The sequence below is a fragment of the Mesorhizobium sp. M0139 genome (genome assembly GCF_040322455.1).
Classification (GTDB): Bacteria; Pseudomonadota; Alphaproteobacteria; order Rhizobiales; family Rhizobiaceae; genus Mesorhizobium.
This window is the reverse complement of record NZ_JAMYTN010000018.1, coordinates 103555-121372: the sequence shown is the minus strand read 5'-3', so window position 1 is coordinate 121372 and position 17818 is coordinate 103555. Positions and strand designations below refer to the sequence as shown.

General features: G+C 64.4%; 14 protein-coding genes. 8 read left to right on the top strand and 6 right to left on the bottom strand.

Features of this window, described 5'->3' with window-relative positions; genetic code table 11:
* Nucleotides 1-180: 180 nt before the first annotated feature.
* Together NKJ58_RS26530 and pncA are read right to left on the bottom strand one after the other, a co-directional pair.
* On the bottom strand, nt 181-1548 hold the full coding sequence (locus tag NKJ58_RS26530) for a sodium:proton antiporter (RefSeq protein WP_352519722.1): 1368 nt from the start codon (nt 1546-1548) through the stop codon (nt 181-183).
* Between the two features lie 85 nt (nt 1549-1633).
* On the bottom strand, nt 1634-2248 hold the full coding sequence (gene pncA / locus NKJ58_RS26525) for a bifunctional nicotinamidase/pyrazinamidase (RefSeq protein WP_352519721.1): 615 nt from the start codon (nt 2246-2248) through the stop codon (nt 1634-1636).
* A gap of 281 nt (nt 2249-2529) precedes the next feature.
* On the opposite strand from pncA, the gene NKJ58_RS26520 reads away from it, so the two are divergent.
* Genes NKJ58_RS26520 through NKJ58_RS26495 form a run of 6 tightly spaced genes read left to right on the top strand, consistent with a single transcriptional unit; the run spans nt 2530 to nt 9825 of the window.
* On the top strand, nt 2530-3393 hold the full coding sequence (locus NKJ58_RS26520) for an FAD binding domain-containing protein (RefSeq protein ID WP_352519720.1): 864 nt from the start codon (nt 2530-2532) through the stop codon (nt 3391-3393).
* A gap of 11 nt (nt 3394-3404) precedes the next feature.
* Entirely contained in the window at nt 3405-6368 is a 2964-nt protein-coding gene (locus NKJ58_RS26515) for a molybdopterin-dependent oxidoreductase (protein ID WP_502902341.1), read from the top strand.
* Complete coding sequence (locus tag NKJ58_RS26510; protein ID WP_352854161.1) at nt 6365-7906, top strand: 6-hydroxynicotinate reductase; 1542 nt, start codon at nt 6365-6367, stop codon at nt 7904-7906. The genes NKJ58_RS26515 and NKJ58_RS26510 overlap by 4 nt, the downstream gene beginning before the upstream one ends.
* Nucleotides 7906-8790, top strand: coding sequence for a UPF0280 family protein (locus tag NKJ58_RS26505; RefSeq protein ID WP_352519725.1), 885 nt, complete (start codon nt 7906-7908; stop codon nt 8788-8790). The genes NKJ58_RS26510 and NKJ58_RS26505 overlap by 1 nt, the downstream gene beginning before the upstream one ends.
* Complete coding sequence (locus NKJ58_RS26500) at nt 8783-9367, top strand: amino acid synthesis family protein (RefSeq protein WP_352519717.1); 585 nt, start codon at nt 8783-8785, stop codon at nt 9365-9367. Before NKJ58_RS26505 ends, NKJ58_RS26500 begins: the two co-directional genes overlap by 8 nt.
* A complete protein-coding gene (locus NKJ58_RS26495; protein WP_023671294.1) occupies nt 9364-9825 on the top strand; it encodes a MarR family winged helix-turn-helix transcriptional regulator in 462 nt (153 codons plus the stop codon). The genes NKJ58_RS26500 and NKJ58_RS26495 overlap by 4 nt, the downstream gene beginning before the upstream one ends.
* 1 nt (nt 9826) lies before the next feature.
* Here NKJ58_RS26495 and NKJ58_RS26490 read toward each other — a convergent pair whose 3' ends face one another.
* Together NKJ58_RS26490 and NKJ58_RS26485 are read right to left on the bottom strand one after the other, a co-directional pair.
* Complete coding sequence (locus NKJ58_RS26490; protein ID WP_352519716.1) at nt 9827-10942, bottom strand: aminomethyl transferase family protein; 1116 nt, start codon at nt 10940-10942, stop codon at nt 9827-9829.
* 70 nt (nt 10943-11012) lie between these two features.
* Nucleotides 11013-11783, bottom strand: a complete 771-nt coding sequence (locus NKJ58_RS26485) for an ABC transporter substrate-binding protein (protein WP_023755444.1) — start codon at nt 11781-11783, stop codon at nt 11013-11015.
* Nucleotides 11784-12036: 253 nt separating this feature from the next.
* Between NKJ58_RS26485 and NKJ58_RS26480 the strand changes: the two genes are divergently transcribed.
* Entirely contained in the window at nt 12037-12927 is an 891-nt protein-coding gene (locus NKJ58_RS26480; RefSeq protein ID WP_352519715.1) for an SGNH/GDSL hydrolase family protein, read from the top strand.
* A 22-nt stretch (nt 12928-12949) separates the two neighbouring features.
* Here NKJ58_RS26480 and NKJ58_RS26475 read toward each other — a convergent pair whose 3' ends face one another.
* Both NKJ58_RS26475 and NKJ58_RS26470 read right to left on the bottom strand, forming a co-directional pair.
* The gene (locus NKJ58_RS26475) at nt 12950-14632 is read right to left on the bottom strand and encodes a hydantoinase B/oxoprolinase family protein (RefSeq protein ID WP_352519714.1); all 1683 of its coding nucleotides are present in this window, start codon (nt 14630-14632) and stop codon (nt 12950-12952) included.
* Nucleotide 14633: 1 nt separating this feature from the next.
* Nucleotides 14634-16718 (bottom strand): hydantoinase/oxoprolinase family protein, encoded by a 2085-nt coding sequence (locus NKJ58_RS26470; protein ID WP_352519713.1) that lies wholly within the window; start codon nt 16716-16718, stop codon nt 14634-14636.
* Nucleotides 16719-16938: 220 nt separating this feature from the next.
* On the opposite strand from NKJ58_RS26470, the gene NKJ58_RS26465 reads away from it, so the two are divergent.
* Entirely contained in the window at nt 16939-17766 is an 828-nt protein-coding gene (locus NKJ58_RS26465; RefSeq protein WP_352519712.1) for a ferredoxin--NADP reductase, read from the top strand.
* Nucleotides 17767-17818: the final 52 nt, after the last annotated feature.

Genomic DNA, 17818 nt, shown 5'->3' with positions numbered 1-17818 from the left:
CGCCTTTGTTTACACCGCCCCCCCCCCCCCCGTGGGGGGGGCCCCCCGCGCGGGCGCCCCCGGGGGCCCCCCCCCGCCTGGGGCCGCCCCCCCCCCCGGGGGGGGGCGGCGCCGACCCCCACCCGGACCTTCGGTCCGACCTCCCCACAAGGGGGAGGTAAGGGCCTAGCACCCTTTGCATCACGCAAAGAACAAAAAACCCGCAATCACAAAGATCGGCATCAGCACCAGGCCCGACCACGCCATGTAGCCGAAGAAACCCGGCATTTTCACGCCGCGATGCCGGGCTATGGCGTAGACCATAAAGTTGGGTGCATTGCCGATATAGGTGTTGGCGCCCATGAACACCGCGCCGGCCGAGATCGCGGCCAGCGTCGAGGCCGCCTCCGTCATCAGGTGCCGCGCGTCGCCGCCTGCGAGTTCGAAAAACACCAGATAGGTCGGCGCATTGTCGAGGAAGGACGACAGCCCGCCGGTCAGCCAGAAATAGGCGAGATCATTGGGCTGCCCGGTGGGTGACGTCACCAGCGCGACCAGCGGCGCCAGCGCGCCGTCATGGCCGGCGCGAAGGATGGCAATGACCGGCACGATGCAGATGAAGATGCCAGCAAACAGTTTCGCCACCTCCGCGATCGGGCCCCAGGTGAAGCCGTTGGCCTCGCGATGGCTCTTGAGTGACACGACAAGCGACAGTCCGGCGAGCCCCAGGATGATGGCATCGCGCACCAGGTTCTGCAGTTCGAGGCTGACGCCGAGGATGGAGAAAGTCACGCCCGGCTTCCACGCTGCCGACAGCAGGATGGCGGCGATGACGCCAGCCAGCAGCGGCAGATTGGCCAAGCCGCGAAGGCGCACCTTTGTATCCGGCGTCGGATCCTTGATCTTCGGCGCGCCGCCTTCACGGCGATGCAGCATGATGTCGATGGCCAGGAAGACAAGCAGCACCAGGCCGCCGGTAAACAGCGTCTCGCGCCAGAGGTTCGCCGTCGTCCAGAAGAAGTCGACGCCGCGCAGGAAGCCGACGAACAATGGCGGGTCGCCCAAGGGCGTCAGCGAGCCGCCGATGTTGGACACCAGGAAGATGAAGAAGATGACGACATGGGCGTTGAACTGCCGGTTGTCGTTGGCGCGCAGCATCGGCCGGATCAGGATCATCGAGGCGCCGGTGGTGCCGATCACCGAGGCCAGCATTGCCCCGACGAGCAGCAGCCCGGCATTGACCAGCGGCGTGCCATGGATGTTGCCGGCCACAAGGATGCCGCCCGAAATGGTGTAGAGCGCGAACAGCAGGATAATGAACGACATGTATTCGGTGAGCAGCGTGTGCAGCACGGCTTCGCCGGCTACCGGAACGCCGAATGCAACCATCAGGGGGATGATCGCCAGCGCTGCCCAGCCGGCGGCGATCTTGCCGTAATGATGCTCCCAGACATGGTGGAACAGCAGCGGTCCGGTGGCGATCGAGAGCAGCAGGCCGGCGAAAGGCAGCGCCCACCACAGCGACATGGCAGCATCGGGCAGGCCGCGGGCCTCGGCCGCGAAGGCCATTTGCGGAGACACAGCGGAAGCGAGTACACCTGCCGCGAAAGCCTTCCCCAACTGTGTGCAGCCCCCTCGATGCGTCACGATCCAGTCACTCCGAGATCGGGTCTTCGAGCTTCACCCCGGCATCGCGCATCCTCTTCAGCATCGCCTCGACCGAACCGTTTAGATCGATGCCGCGGCACGCGTCGAGCCGCACCGTCGTCTTGAAGCCTTGCTTGACCGCGTCGAGGGCCGAGAAGGCAACGCAGAAGTCGGTCGCCAGGCCAACCAGGGTCACACTGTCGATGCTGCGCTCCTTGAGGTAGCCGGCGAGCCCCGTCGGCGTCTTGTGGTCGTTCTCGAAGAAGGCGGAGTAGCTGTCGATATCAGGGCGAAATCCCTTGCGGATCACCAGCTCGGCCTTGGTCCAGGCGAGCCCCGAGTGAAAATCCGAGCCGAGGCTGCCCTGGATGCAATGGTCCGGCCACAGCGTCTGCGGCCCATAGGGCATCTCGATCGCGCTAAAGGGCTGCGCCCTCGGATGGCTGGAGGCAAAGCTCGAATGTCCGGCCGGGTGCCAGTCCTGCGTCAGCACGACATGCTCGGCATGCCGAATCAGATCGTTGACCAGCGGCACGATTTCGTCGCCGCCGGCAACCGCCAGTGCGCCGCCGGGGCAGAAGTCGTTTTGCAGGTCGATGACAACAAGCGCTTCGTCGGCCATGGCGCCTCTCCTCTTCTACGTCTCGAACGGGGGATCGAGTGAAATACGCCGCTGATGCGACCGGATGCTGAAACTTGACCGGATGGCCGCCTGCGTCAACCTCTGCAAGCGTAAGAAATGCTTGGCGGCCGGGTTCCCTTAAACTCCGGCTTTGACAATTTCCGCCAGCTTGATATCATTTGCATACGAATGAATTTGGCCTGATCAGACACTGGCGGGTTCGGGAAGTCCCCACCTTTGAAGGCCCCAATGGGAAGGCCGATTTTTTTGGAAGGCAAAGCGTGATCCGTTACGCGAAACCCACCACGCTCGACGAGGCGCTCGCTCTGCTGGGCGAGGGCGCCTGGCGCGTGCTTGCCGGCGGCACCGATTTCTATCCAGCGCAGGGCGCCAAACCGTTCCGCGAGAATGTTCTCGATATTAACGGCCTGCACTCGCTGCGCGGCATTGCCGAGACCGAAACCCATTGGGTTTTGGGCGCCCGCACCACCTGGACCGACCTTGTCCGCCATCCATTGCCGGCGGCTTTCGATGCGCTGAAGCAGGCCGCGCGCGAAGTGGGCTCCCTGCAGATCCAGAATGTCGCCTCGATCGCCGGCAATCTCTGCAATGCTTCGCCTGCCGCCGATGGCGTTCCGGGACTGCTGGTGCTGGACGCCGAGGTCGAGCTGCGCTCTGCAGCCGCGACGCGTAATCTGCCGCTGCAGGAGTTCATTCTCGGCAACCGCCGCACCGCGCTGCTACCGGGCGAGCTGGTCACCGCCATCCGGGTGCCGAAGCCCAGGGCCGCCGGCACGTCGGCCTTCGTCAAGCTCGGTGCGCGGCGCTACCTCGTCATCTCCATCGCCATGGTGGCGGCGCGCCTCGTTGCCGAGGCTGGCATCGTCATGGAAGCCGCTGTCGCGGTCGGGTCCTGCTCGGCCGTGGCCAAGCGGCTCGCCGCTGTCGAAGCCGTGCTGGTGGGCAAGCCTGTCCGCCCGGCACTCGCCGGTGCGATCTTGGCCGCGCCGATGACCGAGCTCTCGCCGATCGCCGACGTGCGCGGCAGCGCCGAATACCGGCTCGACGCAGCGCGCGAGCTTGTCGCCCGCGCCGTGCTGAGGGCTTGCGGACTGACGAACGACAACAGCATGGTGGCGGCATGAGCCACTCCGAGATGATTGAAGCCCTGCCCGACCTCGTGCCGGGCGTCGGCCTCGATCGCGCCGAGATCGCCTTCGCCGTCAATGGCGCCGCCGTCTCGGTCAATGTGCCGCCGCTGCGCCGTCTGTCGCAGGTTTTGCGCGACGAATTGCAGCTGACGGGCACCAAGGTTGGCTGCGATGCCGGCGATTGCGGCGCCTGCACGGTGCTGGTCGACGGCGACGCCGTCTGCGCCTGCCTGATGCCGGCGGCCTCCGCAGCCGGGACGTCCGTAACGACCGTCGAAGGCCTCGCCAATGGCCGGCTCTCGGCTCTGCAGGCGTCCTTCCTGGCACATGGCGCCGCGCAATGCGGCATCTGCACGCCGGCGCTGCTGGTCGCGGCAACGGCGCTGGTGGATGGCACGCCGAATCCGACCGAGACCGAGGTGCAGGATGCGCTGGGTGGCATCCTGTGCCGTTGCACCGGGTACAGAAAGATCATTGCGGCAGTGATGGATGCGGGACGGTTCGAGACGTCGACCGACGGCGCTGCCCCTCATCCGCCTGCCGGCACCTTCACCCCGTATAGTGACGGGGAGAAGGGAAGTGCTCCAGCGCCGACGCTCCCCTCTCCCCGTTCTTCACGGGAAGAGGGTAAGGGTGAGGGGCAGCGCCAACGTCATTCGTTGGAATTCAACTTTGAACGTAGAATGCCAACCACAGGGAATGCTGTAGGCGCCTCCCCGGTCCGGCTCGACGGCGTGCCAAAAGTCACCGGCGCTGAAAAATTCGGCGCCGATGCCTTTCCCGCCGATGCGCTGGCCGTGCTGGTGGTCCGCTCGCCGCATTATCATGCCGGCTTCGCCTTCGGCGACCTGGAGGGCTGGGTGAAGTCGCATCCCGGCATCGCCGGCGTCTTCACCGCCGCCGACATTCCGGGAAAAAACTGTTTCGGCGTCATCGGTCCGTTTGCCGACCAGCCGGCGCTGGCCGAAGGCTTTGCGCGGCTGCGCGGCGAGGCAGTGGCGCTGGTCGCCGGCGAGCGCGAGGCCATGCTCGATCTCGACCTCCAGGATTTCCCGGTCCGCTGGACCGAGCTGCCGCATTTTCTGCAGCCCGGCGACGCGCAGGCAGAAGGGGCGGCGCTCATCCACGCGAACCGCCCGGCCAATTTGTTGACCAAGGGCTTCGTAGAGCGCGGCGACCCCGAGGCGGCGCTTGGCGAGGCTGCCTTCACAGTGTCCGGTGCCATCGACACCTCCTATGTCGAGCACGCCTACATCGAGCCGGAAGCCGGCCATGCCTACATGGACGGCGACACGCTGGTCGTCGTCGCCTGCACCCAGGCCCCCTACATGGACCGCGACGAAACGGCGAAGGTGCTCGGTCTTGCCGTCGACAAGGTGCGCATCGTGCCGACCGCGACCGGCGGCGGCTTCGGCTCGAAACTGGACGTTTCACTGCAGCCGCTCATCGGCCTTGTGGCGCTGAAGACCGGCCGGCCGGCAGCACTGGCCTACACCCGCAACGAATCTATGATGTCGACCACCAAGCGACATCCCGCCGAGATGAAGGCGACCATCGGCGTAGATGCCGAGGGCCATGTCACCGGCATGGTCTTCACAGGCGATTTCAACACCGGCGCCTATGCCAGCTGGGGCCCGACCGTCGCCAACCGCGTGCCGGTGCATGCCTCCGGTCCCTATGCGACGCCGAACTACCGCGCCGAAGGCCGCGCCATCCACACCCACGGGCCGATTTCCGGCGCCTTCCGTGGCTTCGGCGTGCCGCAGGCGACGATCATGCAGGAGACGCTTTACGATGAGCTTGCGGGCAAGCTTGGCATGGACCGGCTCGATTTTCGGCTGAAGAACTGCCTTCGGAACGGATCCGAAACGGTTACCGGACAGCGACTGGAGTCGGGCGTCGGCATTTTCCAGTGCCTCGACTCCTTGCGACCGCATTGGGCTCGCGCGAAGGCCGACGCAGATACATTCAACAATGCCAATACGAGCAAAAAGCGCGGCGTCGGCATCGCGTCCTGCTGGTATGGCTGCGGCAACACCTCGCTGCCCAATCCGTCGACCATCCGGGTCGGTATCTCGCCAGAGGGGGAGGTCATCCTGCATCAGGGCGCCGTCGATATCGGCCAGGGCTCCAACACCGTCATTGCCCAGATCTGCGCCGACGCACTTGGCCTGCCGCTGGAAAAATTCAAGCTGAGAAGCGCCGACACCGCGATCAGCCCGGACGCCGGCAAAACATCGGCCTCGCGCCAGACTTTTGTCACCGGCAAGGCTGCCGAAAAAGCCGGCCGCGCCTTGCGCGAAAAGATCCTGCGCTTTGCCAATGTCTCGGAGAACGCGGCCCTGCAATTGGACGGCCCGGCGATCGTCATTCGTGAGGGCGAAGCCACTCGGCGCATCGATCTCCCCGCCCTGGATGTCGATGCGGACGGCTACGTCTTCCGCGCCGAGGAGACCTACGATCCGCCGACGCTGCCGCTCGATGCCAAGGGCCAGGGCAAGCCTTACGCCGTCTACGGCTATGGCGCGCAGATCGCCGAACTCGAGGTCGACCTCAAGCTCGGCACGGTGAAGCTCTTGAAAATCACCGCCGCGCACGATGTCGGCAAGGCTATCAACCCGCTGCTGGTCGAAGGCCAGATCGAAGGCGGCATCGCGCAAGGCATCGGCATGGCGCTGATGGAGGAATACATCCCCGGTCGCACCGAGAATTTGCACGACTATCTCATCCCGACCATCGGCGATGTGCCTGAGATCGAGCACATATTGATCGAGGTTCCCGATCCGGAGGGACCGTTCGGCGCCAAGGGCCTGGGCGAGCATGTGCTGATCCCGACCGCACCCGCCATCCTCAACGCCATACGCCACGCCACCGGCGTTCTCATCACCAAGGTTCCGGCGACGCCGACGCGCATCCGCGCCGCCATCCGCGAAAAAGATGGCATCCGCGACAAGGAGGCACGCCGATGAGCGAGCTTGCCGAACGCTTCGAAACCCACGATCCGGGCGAAAAGCTGGTGGCGGAAAAGATCCGCTGCGATGCCTGTCCGGTGATGTGCTACATCGCCGATGGCCGCACCGGCGCCTGCGACCGCTACGGCAATGTCGGTGGCCGCATCGTGCGTATGGACCCGCTGACCATCCTCGACCATGCGGCAGAGAGTGGCGCCGCGGTCGTGCCCTTCACCGCCGAGGGCGAGCAATGGGACGGCGAACTGGTCAACACCGGCCGCCGCTTCGTCACTGCGATCGGCGCCGGCACCACCTATCCCGACTACAAGCCGGCCCCCTTCATCGTCAGCCAGGAGGTCGAGGGCGTCGATCTGGTGACCGTGGTCACCGAAGGCATTTTTTCGTACTGCGGTGTCAAGGTGAAGATCGACACCGACCGCCATCTCGGTCCCGAAACGGCAATCGTGCGCGCGCAAGGCGAGCCGATCGGCCACGTCACGACAGGCGAGTATGGCTCGCAGATGCTGTCGCTGGGCGGCGTGCATCATCTGACCGGCGGCTCCAAGGCCGAAGGCCGGGCAACCTGTGACGCGATGCTCAGTCTGTGCAATCGCAAGCCGGTCGAACTGACCATCGATGGCGGCGCCACCATCATCGTCGAAGCCGGCAAACCACCTGTCATCGACGGCAAGCAGGAACACCGTATGCGGGTCGGCTGCGGCTCGGCCACGATCGGCATGTTCGCCACGCAATGGCGCGGCCTAGTCGACGAGGTGGTGGTGGTCGACGACCATATCACCGGCGTCGTCTCCGAGCATCAGGCCGGCAAGGTGCTGGGCTGGCAGGATACCGGCATCAAGATCATCGGCCGCCGTTCGACGCCGGGCCGCTATTTCAAGGTTTCCGAGCCCGGCCTCGGCTGGGGCGGCACCTCGATTTCCGACCCGCTGTCGATCCTCGGCGAATGGAACGCCAAGAAGGGCGCCCGCCCCGGCCTGTCGCTGCTGATGGTGTCGACCACCGGCGAGCAGTTCGCCTATTACGAGCTCGACGACGAGTTGAAGCCGGTGGAAAAACCGTTCCCCGAGCGGCTGCAGAAATCGGTCGGCCTGATCGAGGACAATTGCGAGCCGGCGCTCTGCACCGTGCTGTTCATCGGCGGCGCCGGCGGTTCGCTGCGCGCCGGCGTCACCGAAAACCCGGTCAATCTCACCCGCTTGGTGCAGGGCTTGAATACCTATGTTACCGTTGGCGGCGCGCCGGTCTATGTCTGGCCGGGCGGCGGCATCACGCTGATGGTCGACGTCATGCGCGTGCCGGAAGGCGCCTTCGGCTATGTGCCGACGCCGGCGCTGGTGGCGCCGATCGAATTCACGCTACGCCGCGACGACTATGTCCGGCTGGGCGGCTACGAGGCCGAGATACGCAGCGTCGAGGATATCGTTGCCAAAGGCGGCGAATATCTCAACCCGCGCCGCGGCTCAGGCGCCGAGGCCCACAATCCATGGCCGCCGCTGGCGCAGTTGCGCCGCGCCGGCTCGAACGGGGCCGCGTGATGCAAGGCCCGCAAGTCCACTGGCTGCAGGACGGCAAGCGGCTGCACCTCAACCACGGGCCGATCGACCTGATCGTCCAGGCCTTTGGCGAGGCGGATGAGTGTCGTGCCGCCTACGCCCAGTCGATCGAGCGCTTCCAGACGATCCTGGTCGAGTTGGTCAAGGAGCTTCCGGAACTGCGCCTCCCGGCATTTTTCCTGGCGCCACGCACCTTTGCCGGTCCGACGGCCCGCCGCATGGAAGCAGCCGTCATGCCCTTGGCGGAAAGCTTCATCACGCCGATGGCCGCCGTCGCCGGATCGGTAGCCGACGAAATGCTCTCGGCATTGCTTGCAGGCCGCAGACTCGACCGCGCCTATGTCAACAATGGCGGCGACAGCGCACTCCACATCGGCAAGGGCCAGTCGATGAACCTGGCGATCGCCGGCACCGGCAACGGCATGGCCGACCGTCTCACCATTCGCTCGGCGGACGGCGTGCGCGGCGTCGCCACGAGCGGCTGGCGCGGCCGTTCGTTCTCGCTTGGCATTGCCGACGCCGTCACCGTGCTCGCGCGCACCGGCGCCGAGGCCGATGCGGCCGCGACACTCATTGCCAACGCCGTCGACCTGCCCGGCAATCCCGCCATCAAGCGCATTCCCGCGCAGGACTTGGTGCCCGACAGCGATCTCGGTGCACGGCTGGTGACACAAGCCGTCGGCATGCTCGCGCGTGGCGATGTGGAGCGGGCGCTGGACAATGGCCTTGCCGTCGCCGAAGATTTTCGCCGGCGCGGCCTGATTGCCGCATCGGCGCTGTTTCTAGGCGGGGAAGCCCGCATCAGTGGTTCCATGGCGCTTGCCGCGCCCAACAAAAGTCCAGGGAAGGAAGTTGCCCATGCCTGAGTTTCCGATCCGCAAGATCGCGGTTCTTACCGAAGAGATCTTTCACGATGGCGGGCCGGTCGCAGCTGCGCCGCGCCGCCGCGCTGCAGCCGTGGCCCTGGTGAAGAACCCGTTCGCCGGCCGCTACGTCGAAGAACTGCAGAGCGCCATGGACGATCTGAAGCCGCTTGGCCTGCTGCTCACCGACAAGCTCATTGCCGCATTGGGCGGCGACATCAAGCAGATCGACGCCTACGGCAAGGGCACCATCGTCGGTTCGTCAGGGGAGCTGGAGCACGGCGCGCTCTGGCATGTGCCGGGCGGTTATGCCATGCGCGAGCGGCTGGGCGACGCCAAGGCGATCGTGCCGTCGGCAACCAAGGTCGGGGCGTTCGGCTCGCGGCTCGACGTGCCGCTCGGCCACACCAACGCTGCCTATGTCCGCAGCCATTTCGACGCCATGGAGGTCGGCCTCAGCGACGGGCCGCGTGCCGACGAAATCCTGTTTTGCCTCGCCATGAGCTGCGGCCCGCGCGTGCACGACCGCATGGGCGGCCTGGCTGCAGGCGACATCAAGGCCTGGGATGGCCTGCGATGAGCGGCGGTGACAATCTTCTGAAACTGGTCGAGGCCGAAGAGCCCGACGAACATGATTACCGCCTGCAGGAGCAGGTCGGCTTCATCCTGCGGAAGGCGCATCAGCGCCATGTCTCGATCTTTGCCGCCCAGATAAGCGACCTGACGCCGCCGCAATTTGCTGCACTTGCCAAGCTGCACGATGTCGGCGAGACCTCGCAGAACCAGTTGGGCACGCTGATCGCCATGGACGCGGCGACGGTCAAGGGCGTCATCGACCGGCTGAAGGCGCGAGGCCTGGTAGACCTGACCAAGCACGAGGTCGACAAGAGGCGGCTGCTGGTCAACCTCACGCCAGAGGGACGCGAGGCGATCGAACGGCTGATCCCGTTGGCCCGCGCCATCACCCAGGAGACACTGGCGCCGCTGACGGCCAAGGAAGCGGCCACGTTTATGCGGCTGCTAGCGAAGTTAGCCTGATTTAGGCCCGCAGCCGAGCGCCTTCAGGATCGAAGAATGGCATCGGCGCCACCACCGCGCGGGTCGGCTTGCCGTCAATGTCGATGCTGAGTTCGGTCCCGATGGCGGTGAACGGCAGCCGCAAATGCGCCGTCGCCAGAACTTTGCCTAAGGAATAGCCGTGATCGCTGTAGGTGACGACGCCGGCATCCTCGCCGTCGGCGAAAACCCTGGCATCCGTCGCGGCCGGCTTGTCACCGTCGAGAATCAGCCCGGTCCAGCGTTCGTCGAGCCCCTTGTCGCGAATTTTGAGCAATGCCTCGCGGCCGATGAACTCGCCCTTGTCGAACTTGATCCAGCGATCGAGCCCGACATGGAAGGGCGTACGGCTCTCGTCCATGTCGATGCCATGCGCCGGATAGGCCTTTTCCAGCCCGAGCGTGAACATGGCCAGCACGCCGTATGGCTTCAGGCCGAAATCGCTACCGGTCCGCATCAGCGCGTCCCAGACGGAAGTGGCCTCGTCCGCCGGCACGAACAGTTCGAAGCCGAGCTCGCCGGTCACCCCGGTGCGTGAGATCAGGACTTTGGTCTCGCCGACGCGCCCTGAAGTGAACGCCCAGCGTTTCAACTCATCGAGATCGGCATCCGAAACCAGTGCTTTCAGCAGCTCGCGTGAACGCGGCCCCTGTATCGTCGGAAAGGCGACGGCCGCCGTGATGTCGGTGACATAGGCCTTTCGCGCTTCAGCATGATGCTGCAGCCAGGGCAGCATCTTCAGCCGGTTGACCGAACCGGTCACCAGCATGAAATGCTCCGATCCCAGCCGGAACACGGTGAGGTCGTCCATGATGCCGCCATCGTCGCGGCAGACGGTGGAATAGCGCACCTGGCCGGGGCTCATCGCGGCCGCATCGTTGACGATAACGTGGTTGACCAGCGCCTCCGCTTCCGGCCCCTTGATGTCCATCTTGCCCATGGTGCTGAGATCCTGCACGCCGACATTCTTGCGCGTGTTCAGATGCTCGTCGGCGATGCCGGAATAAGTTTTGGCCGAGACGAAGTCGCCGCCGACCCGGCCCATCGTGGCGCCGAGGCCAACGATGCTGGTGTAGAAAGGGGAGCGCCGCTCAACCAAGAAACTTCTCCGTCATCTCATGAAAACGGCAGCGCCTGATGGCGCTGCCGAGGTAGGAGCGGTGAAGGGGTTAACTTCCGTAGACGTCGAACGAGAAGTATTTGTCGTTGATTTCCTTGTACTTGCCGTTGGCACGCAGGGCGTCGATGGCGGCATTGAACTTGTCGGCCAGTTCCTTGTTGCCCTTTTGCAGGGCGATGCCGACGCCGGGTCCATGAATGGCCGGATCGGCGGTCAGCGTGCCGAGCAATTTGCAGCAGGCGCCATCGGGCTTCTTCAGCCATTCGGTCAGGATGATCGAGCCGTCCATCATCGCGTCGAGCCGGCCATTGGCCATGTCGGTGCGGGCGTCGTCGCCGGTCGGATACGCTTTCACGGTCGAGCCGGAGTATTTCTGCTCGGCGAAATTCTGGTGGATGGTTGCGCTCTGCACGCCCAGCACCTTGCCCTTCAGATCGTCCGGCGATGTGCCGGCGATGGTCGAATCCTTCGGCACGGCGATGGCCGGCGGCGTCTGGTAATATTTGTGGGTGAACTCGACCTTCTCGGCCCGTTCCGGCGTGATGGTGATGTTGATGATGGCGTCGAACTTGCCAGCCTGCAGCGCCGGGATCGAGCCATCGAAATCCTGCACGGAGAATTCGCACTCGGCCTTCATTTCGGCGCACAGTGCCTTGCCGAGGTCGATGTCGAAGCCGCCCAGCGTGCCGTCCGAATTGGCGTAGTTGAAGGGCGGATAGGCGCCCTCGGTGCCGATCCTGAGTTTCTCGGCAGAGGCAGCACCGGTCCCAAGCAGCAGGGCGGCGGAAGCGGCAAGCACGAAACGACCGAAAAGACGCATGTTCCTGATCTCCGTTGACTAAGCAATTCCAGGGAAGGTGTTGGCGGTTTCCCGTCCGGAATTGCGCGAAAACAAGGATAGAAGTCTATGGTGTTTTGCAGGCCCCACGGAGACGGAAACGACATGCTCTGCGGCGATCACGGCGCGGCAAGCCGTCCTTCCCAGGAATCTTACTGTGATCTAAATTACAGACCGATCATGGACATGGGCGCATGCTCAGCTGGAAGTAGACGGTCGTGGGAGGGACCTGGGGATGGACCAGCAGGAATTCGTGCAGGAAGCCGCGCAGCGGCGCATAGACGACGACATCGCCAAGCGCATCAAGGTTCACCAGGCCAACATCGAGCGGCTCGAAACCGCAAGGGAAAGCGCCGGCAATCTCGAGGCGGCCGTCGCCAACCGGCCGCTGGTGATGCTGGCGCAGGGCGATTCCTGGTTCGACTATCCGCTGACCGGGAACGGATTTCCGTTCGTCGACACCGATGTGATCGCGCAGCTGCGCCGCATCGGCTCGATGCCGCCGACCATCCTCAACCTTGCCCATCATGGCGACGCGGCCACCGACGAGATGTCGCTGCCCAAGCAGCAACGGATGATTTCAGCCTTGCGCAACAAGGCAAACTGGCTGAACGGCAAGCCAGACGCCATCCTGTTTTCGGCAGGTGGCAACGACATTGCCGGCGACCAGTTCTGCATCTTCCTCGACTTCAATGACGGCCACGCCCCCGGGCTGAACAAGAACCGCTTCACCAAGGCGCTCGGCATGGTCGAGGCCTGCTATCTCGATTTGTTCGCGCTGCGCGACCGCGTCGCGCCAGGCGTGCCGATCTTTGGCCATTGCTATGATTTTCCGATCCCGAACGGAGCGCATCCGTCCTGTGTCGGCCCGTGGCTGAAACCGTCGCTCGATTTCTGCAACTGGACGGTCGCCAAGGGCACGGTCATCGTTCACGACGCGCTGGCGGCGTTCCGCGATGTGGTGAAGCGCCTGGCCGACGATCCCAACAACAATTTCCATCTGGTCGACACGCAGGGAACGTTGAAGGTGGCCGACTGGGCCAACGAACTGCATCCCGATCCCGCCGGCTTCAAGAAGATCGCGCAAAAATTCGCCGATGCGCTGAAGGCCAAGCTGCAGACCTGACGCGGCTCGGGCCTGTCGGCTGTCAGGTTCCGAACAGCTCTTTGGCTTGTTCATCGGTGTAGTAACCAAGCCTGATGTCTTCGGCGACCAGTTTCGGGTCGCGCTCACGCGGATCGCCATAGCCGCCGCCCCCGGGCGTGCCGACGCGCACGCGGTCGCCGGCCTTGAGCGCGATGTCCTGTTCCTTGGACAGATGCGGCGGTACGTGGGCTTCGCCGCCGCGGAACACGGTCACCGTGTTCACCGCGCCGTCCTTGCCGCCGAGCGCGCCTTGCGGGCCGAAACGGCCATGGTCCATGACGAAGGACGCGCGCGCCTCGCCTCGCAATATCTCGACCTCATAGGCGAGGCCAAAACCGCCGCGCTGCTTGCCGGCGCCGCCCGAGCCTTCGCGCAAGGCATAGTGGCGGTAGAGAACCGGAAATGCCTGCTCCATGATCTCGACCGGCGGCGATTTCGAAATCCCGATGGTCGAGCAGCCATTGGTCAGGCCGTCATGGCCTGAATTGCCGCCATAGCCGCCGCCGGAGATTTGGTACATCACATAGTCGCGGCCGCGCGCCGGATCGTTGCCGCCCAGCGCGAAATTGCCGCTGGAGCCGGCGGGCGCCGCCGTCACCTTTTCCGGCAGCGCCTGCACCATCGCGGCGAACACTGCCTCGGCGATGCGCTGCGAAACTTCAGCCGCACAGCCGGAGACGGGGCGCGGGTATTTGGCGTCGAGGAACGTGCCTTCCGGCCGCTTGACGATCAGCGGCTCGAAAGCGCCGGCGCTGATCGGCACATCAGGGAAAATATGGCGCATGGCGAGATAGACCGACGACAATGTCGTCGCCAGCACGCTGTTCATCGGCCCGGCACAGGGTTTTGACGAACCTGTGAAATCGAAGGTCAGCGTATCGCCCTTCTTCTCCACCGCGAGCGCGATGGTCAGCGGCTCGTTGACCACGCCGTCCGAGTCGACAAAGGCCTTCGAGCTGTAGGTGCCGTCGGGAATGGCGGAGATGTTGGCGCGCATCTGCTCGGCGGCGCGGCGACGCAGTTCGGCGATCGCCCCGACGACGGTTTCATCCCCGTAACGATCGAGGATTCCATTGAGCCTGTCCTGGCCGATCAGCAGTGCCGCGGCTTGCGCCCTTATATCGCCGATGCGCTGGTCGGCGACGCGGATGTTGGAGCAGATGATGGCGTAGATTTCGGTGTCGAGCACGCCCTTCTTGAACAGCTTGACCGGCGGCAGCCGCAGGCCTTCCTGCTCGACGGCTGTGGCGGAGGCGGAGAAGCCGCCCGGCACCGAGCCACCGATATCGGGCCAGTGGCCGGTATTCGATAGCCAGCAAAATATCTTGCCGCCGCGGTAGACCGGCATGGCGAAGCGCACGTCCATCAGATGCGTGCCGCCGAGATAGGGATCGTTGACGATGTAGATGTCGCCGGGTTCCGGCGGCAGGCAGCGGCCGTCGGCGATCATCTCGATCACCGTTTTGGTCGAATACTGCATGACGCCGACGAACACCGGCAGGCCCTGGCTGCCTTGTGCGATCAACGAACCATCGACGGCCGAGTAGATGCCGTCGGAGCGGTCATTGGCCTCGGCGATGACAGGCGAGAAGGCAGCGCGGGAGAAAGTGAGATCCATCTCGTCGCAGACCTGCTGCAAGGCTGCCTGCAGGACCGAAAGCGTGATGGCGTCGAGCTTTTGCATCTCAGGCCTCGCCGATATCGATGATGATGTTGCCGTCGGCGTCCGATCTTGCGCGGTCGCCGGGTTCGAGCACGGTGGTCGCATCCATCTGTTCGAGGATCGCCGGCCCTTCGATGACGGCATCGGGCGGCAGCTTTTCGCGTGCGTATATCGGCGTATCGTGCCAGCGTCCTGCGTACCAGACAGGCCTTGTTTCGCGCAGCGCCTCGTCTAGCGTCTTTGTACGTCCGGCCGGGTCGATCAGCCGTGACAGGTCGATTGCCGGCCGCACGCCCGTCACCGACGTGTTGAGGTTGACCAGATTGGCGCGGATCTCCGGCAACTCGACCTTGAAGCGGGCAAAATAGGCTTTTTCGAACAGCGCCTGCAACTCCTGCCTTGTCACCGATGAAGACGGCAACGGCACGTTGATGATGTGGGTCTGGCCGACAAACTGCATGTCGGCAGAGTGCGTAACGCGGATCGTTTCCGGCTTCACCGCTTCCTTGCCGATCAGTTCCTCGCCTTCCCCGCGGTGACGTTCCAGCACCTCGCGAAGCTTGGCTTCATCGAGCACGGCGACCGGCTGGTTGATCGTGTTGACGAAGTCGTGACGCAGATCGGCCACGACGCAGCCGAGCGCATTGGTGATGCCCGGACGCGCCGGCACCAGCACACGGGGCAGGCCGAGTTCGCGCGCCAGGGCGGAGGCATGCAGCGGCCCGGCGCCACCGAAGGCGAACAGCGCGAAATCGCGCGGATCATGGCCGCGCGACACCGAGACCATGCGGATGGCGCCGGCCATCTTCATGTTGCCGAGGCGCAGCACCGCGCCCGCCGCTTCGACGCCGGAGAGGCCGGCGGCCTTGCCTATTCTGTCTTCGAAGATCCCGGTGACCCGCTCGACGGTGACCGGATTTTCGACCGCCAGCAGCTTCTTCGGCGCCAGCCGGCCCAGCACCAGATTGGCGTCGGTGATGGTCGGCTCGGCTCCACCACGACCGTAGCAGATCGGGCCGGGATTGGCGCCGGCACTTTCCGGGCCGATCTGGATCAGCCCGGCCGCATCGACCCGGGCGATGGAGCCGCCGCCGGCACCGACCGTATGCACCGCCACCATCGGCACGTGGATCGGCATCGCATATTCGATCTCGATCTCGTTCGAGACGGCGGGCTCCGCATTGCGGATCAGCGCCACATCGGTCGAGGTGCCGCCCATGTCGTAGGTGACGAGGTTTTCAAAGCCGGCACGCTTGCCCGTATAGGCGGCGGCGATGACGCCGGAAGCCGGGCCGGACATCACGGTCTTGGCCGATTCCCTGGTGACGAAACGGGCCGAGATCATGCCGCCATTGCCGTTCATGATCAGGAAGTCGCGGGCGTAACCTTTGGCGGCCAATTCCTTGCGCAGCCGCTCGACATAGCGCTCGAGGATCGGCTGCACCGAGGCGTTGACCGCGGCGGTCACGCCGCGCTCGAATTCGCGGGCTTCCGACAGCAGCGCATGGCCAGTCGTGATGTAGCCGTTCGGCCAAAGCTCGGCGGCGATTTCGGCTGCGCGCCGCTCATGCGAAGGGTTGGCGTAGGAATGCAGGAAATGGATGACGAGGGACTCGCAGCCGGCCACGATCAGCGTCTTCACGGCGTCGCGCATCTCGGTCTCATCGAGCGGGGTGCGCACCGCGCCGGATGCTTCGACGCGCTCCGAGACTTCGAGCCGGAGATCGCGCGGGATGATCGGAACGAAGGTGCCGGTCATGCCATAGGGCTGCGGCCGTGTGCGCCGTCCCAACTCGATCACGTCGCGAAAACCGCGCGTGGTGATCATGCCGGTTTTCGCCAGCCGGCGTTCCAGAACCGCATTGGTGGTGGTGGTCGTGCCATGCACGATGAGGTCGATGCCGTCTATGGCAAAGCCTGTGGCGCCCAGCGCTGAAACCACGCCGAACGCCTGGTTGTCGACCGTCGTCGGCGTCTTGGCGATATGCACCTTTCCGCCGTCATTTCCGTCGATCAAAATGAGGTCGGTGAAGGTTCCGCCAACATCGATGCCGGCAACGACGTGACCCAGGGAATCCGGTTGTTGCACCGAAAAATTCTCTTTCATTGTCGAAATCCGAAATGGCGGAACTACGAATATGCCGCAGTTTGGAAAGCTGTTTTAGCGTGGTATCTTGACACAAATATCGTTTGTATACTAATAAATTTGGGACACAAGAGCTCACTGCTTTGGAGTGTGTGAACGGCTCGCCGGGACCTGAATGGTCTGGGCGCGCAGGAAACGGTTTGGCGCCCGCACAGGCGTGGGCAAGACAGAGTTGGATTTGATGAACACCACATCCGCACTCAACACAGCCGGCGCCCGTCCGCTGCAGTTTCCGATTCCGGCCAATGTCTATGCCGAAACCGTCGTCTCGGTGAAGCATTACACCGACCGCCTGTTCTCGTTCCGCATCACCCGTCCGCAGTCGTTGCGCTTCCGCTCCGGCGAGTTCGTCATGATCGGTCTGCCCAATGCCGAAAAGCCGGTGTACCGCGCCTATTCGGTCGCCAGCCCGGCCTGGGACGAGGAGCTGGAATTCTTCTCGATCAAGGTGCCGGATGGTCCGCTGACCTCCGAACTGCAGAAGATCCAGGTCGGCGACACCGTCATCATGCGCCAGAAGTCGACCGGCACGCTGGTTGTCGACGCGCTGACCCCGGCAAAGCGCCTGTTCATGATCTCGACCGGCACCGGCATTGCGCCCTTCGCCAGCCTTCTGCGCGACCCCGATACCTACGAAAAATTCGATCAGGTCATCCTGACCCACACCTGCCGCGACAATGCCGAACTGACCTATGGCCAGGAACTGGTGGCCGCGCTCGAGAACGATCCCCTGATCGGCGAACTGAGCGGCGGCCGCGTCACCCTCTACAATTCGACGACCCGCGAAGAGTCGGCGCGCATGGGCCGCATCACCGCGCTGATCGGCTCCGGCAAATTCTACGACGACCTCGGCATCGAGAAGCTCAATCCGGAGACGGATCGCATCATGATCTGCGGCTCGATGCATATGCTGAAGGACGTCAAGGAAATGGCCGAAAGCCTCGGCTTCCATGAGGGCTCGCTCAGCCATCCCTCGACCTTCGTCGTCGAGCGCGCTTTCGTCGGCTGACATCAGCCGGCGCCTCGGCGCCTGCTTCTCGATTGGAATTTTGACCATGCGG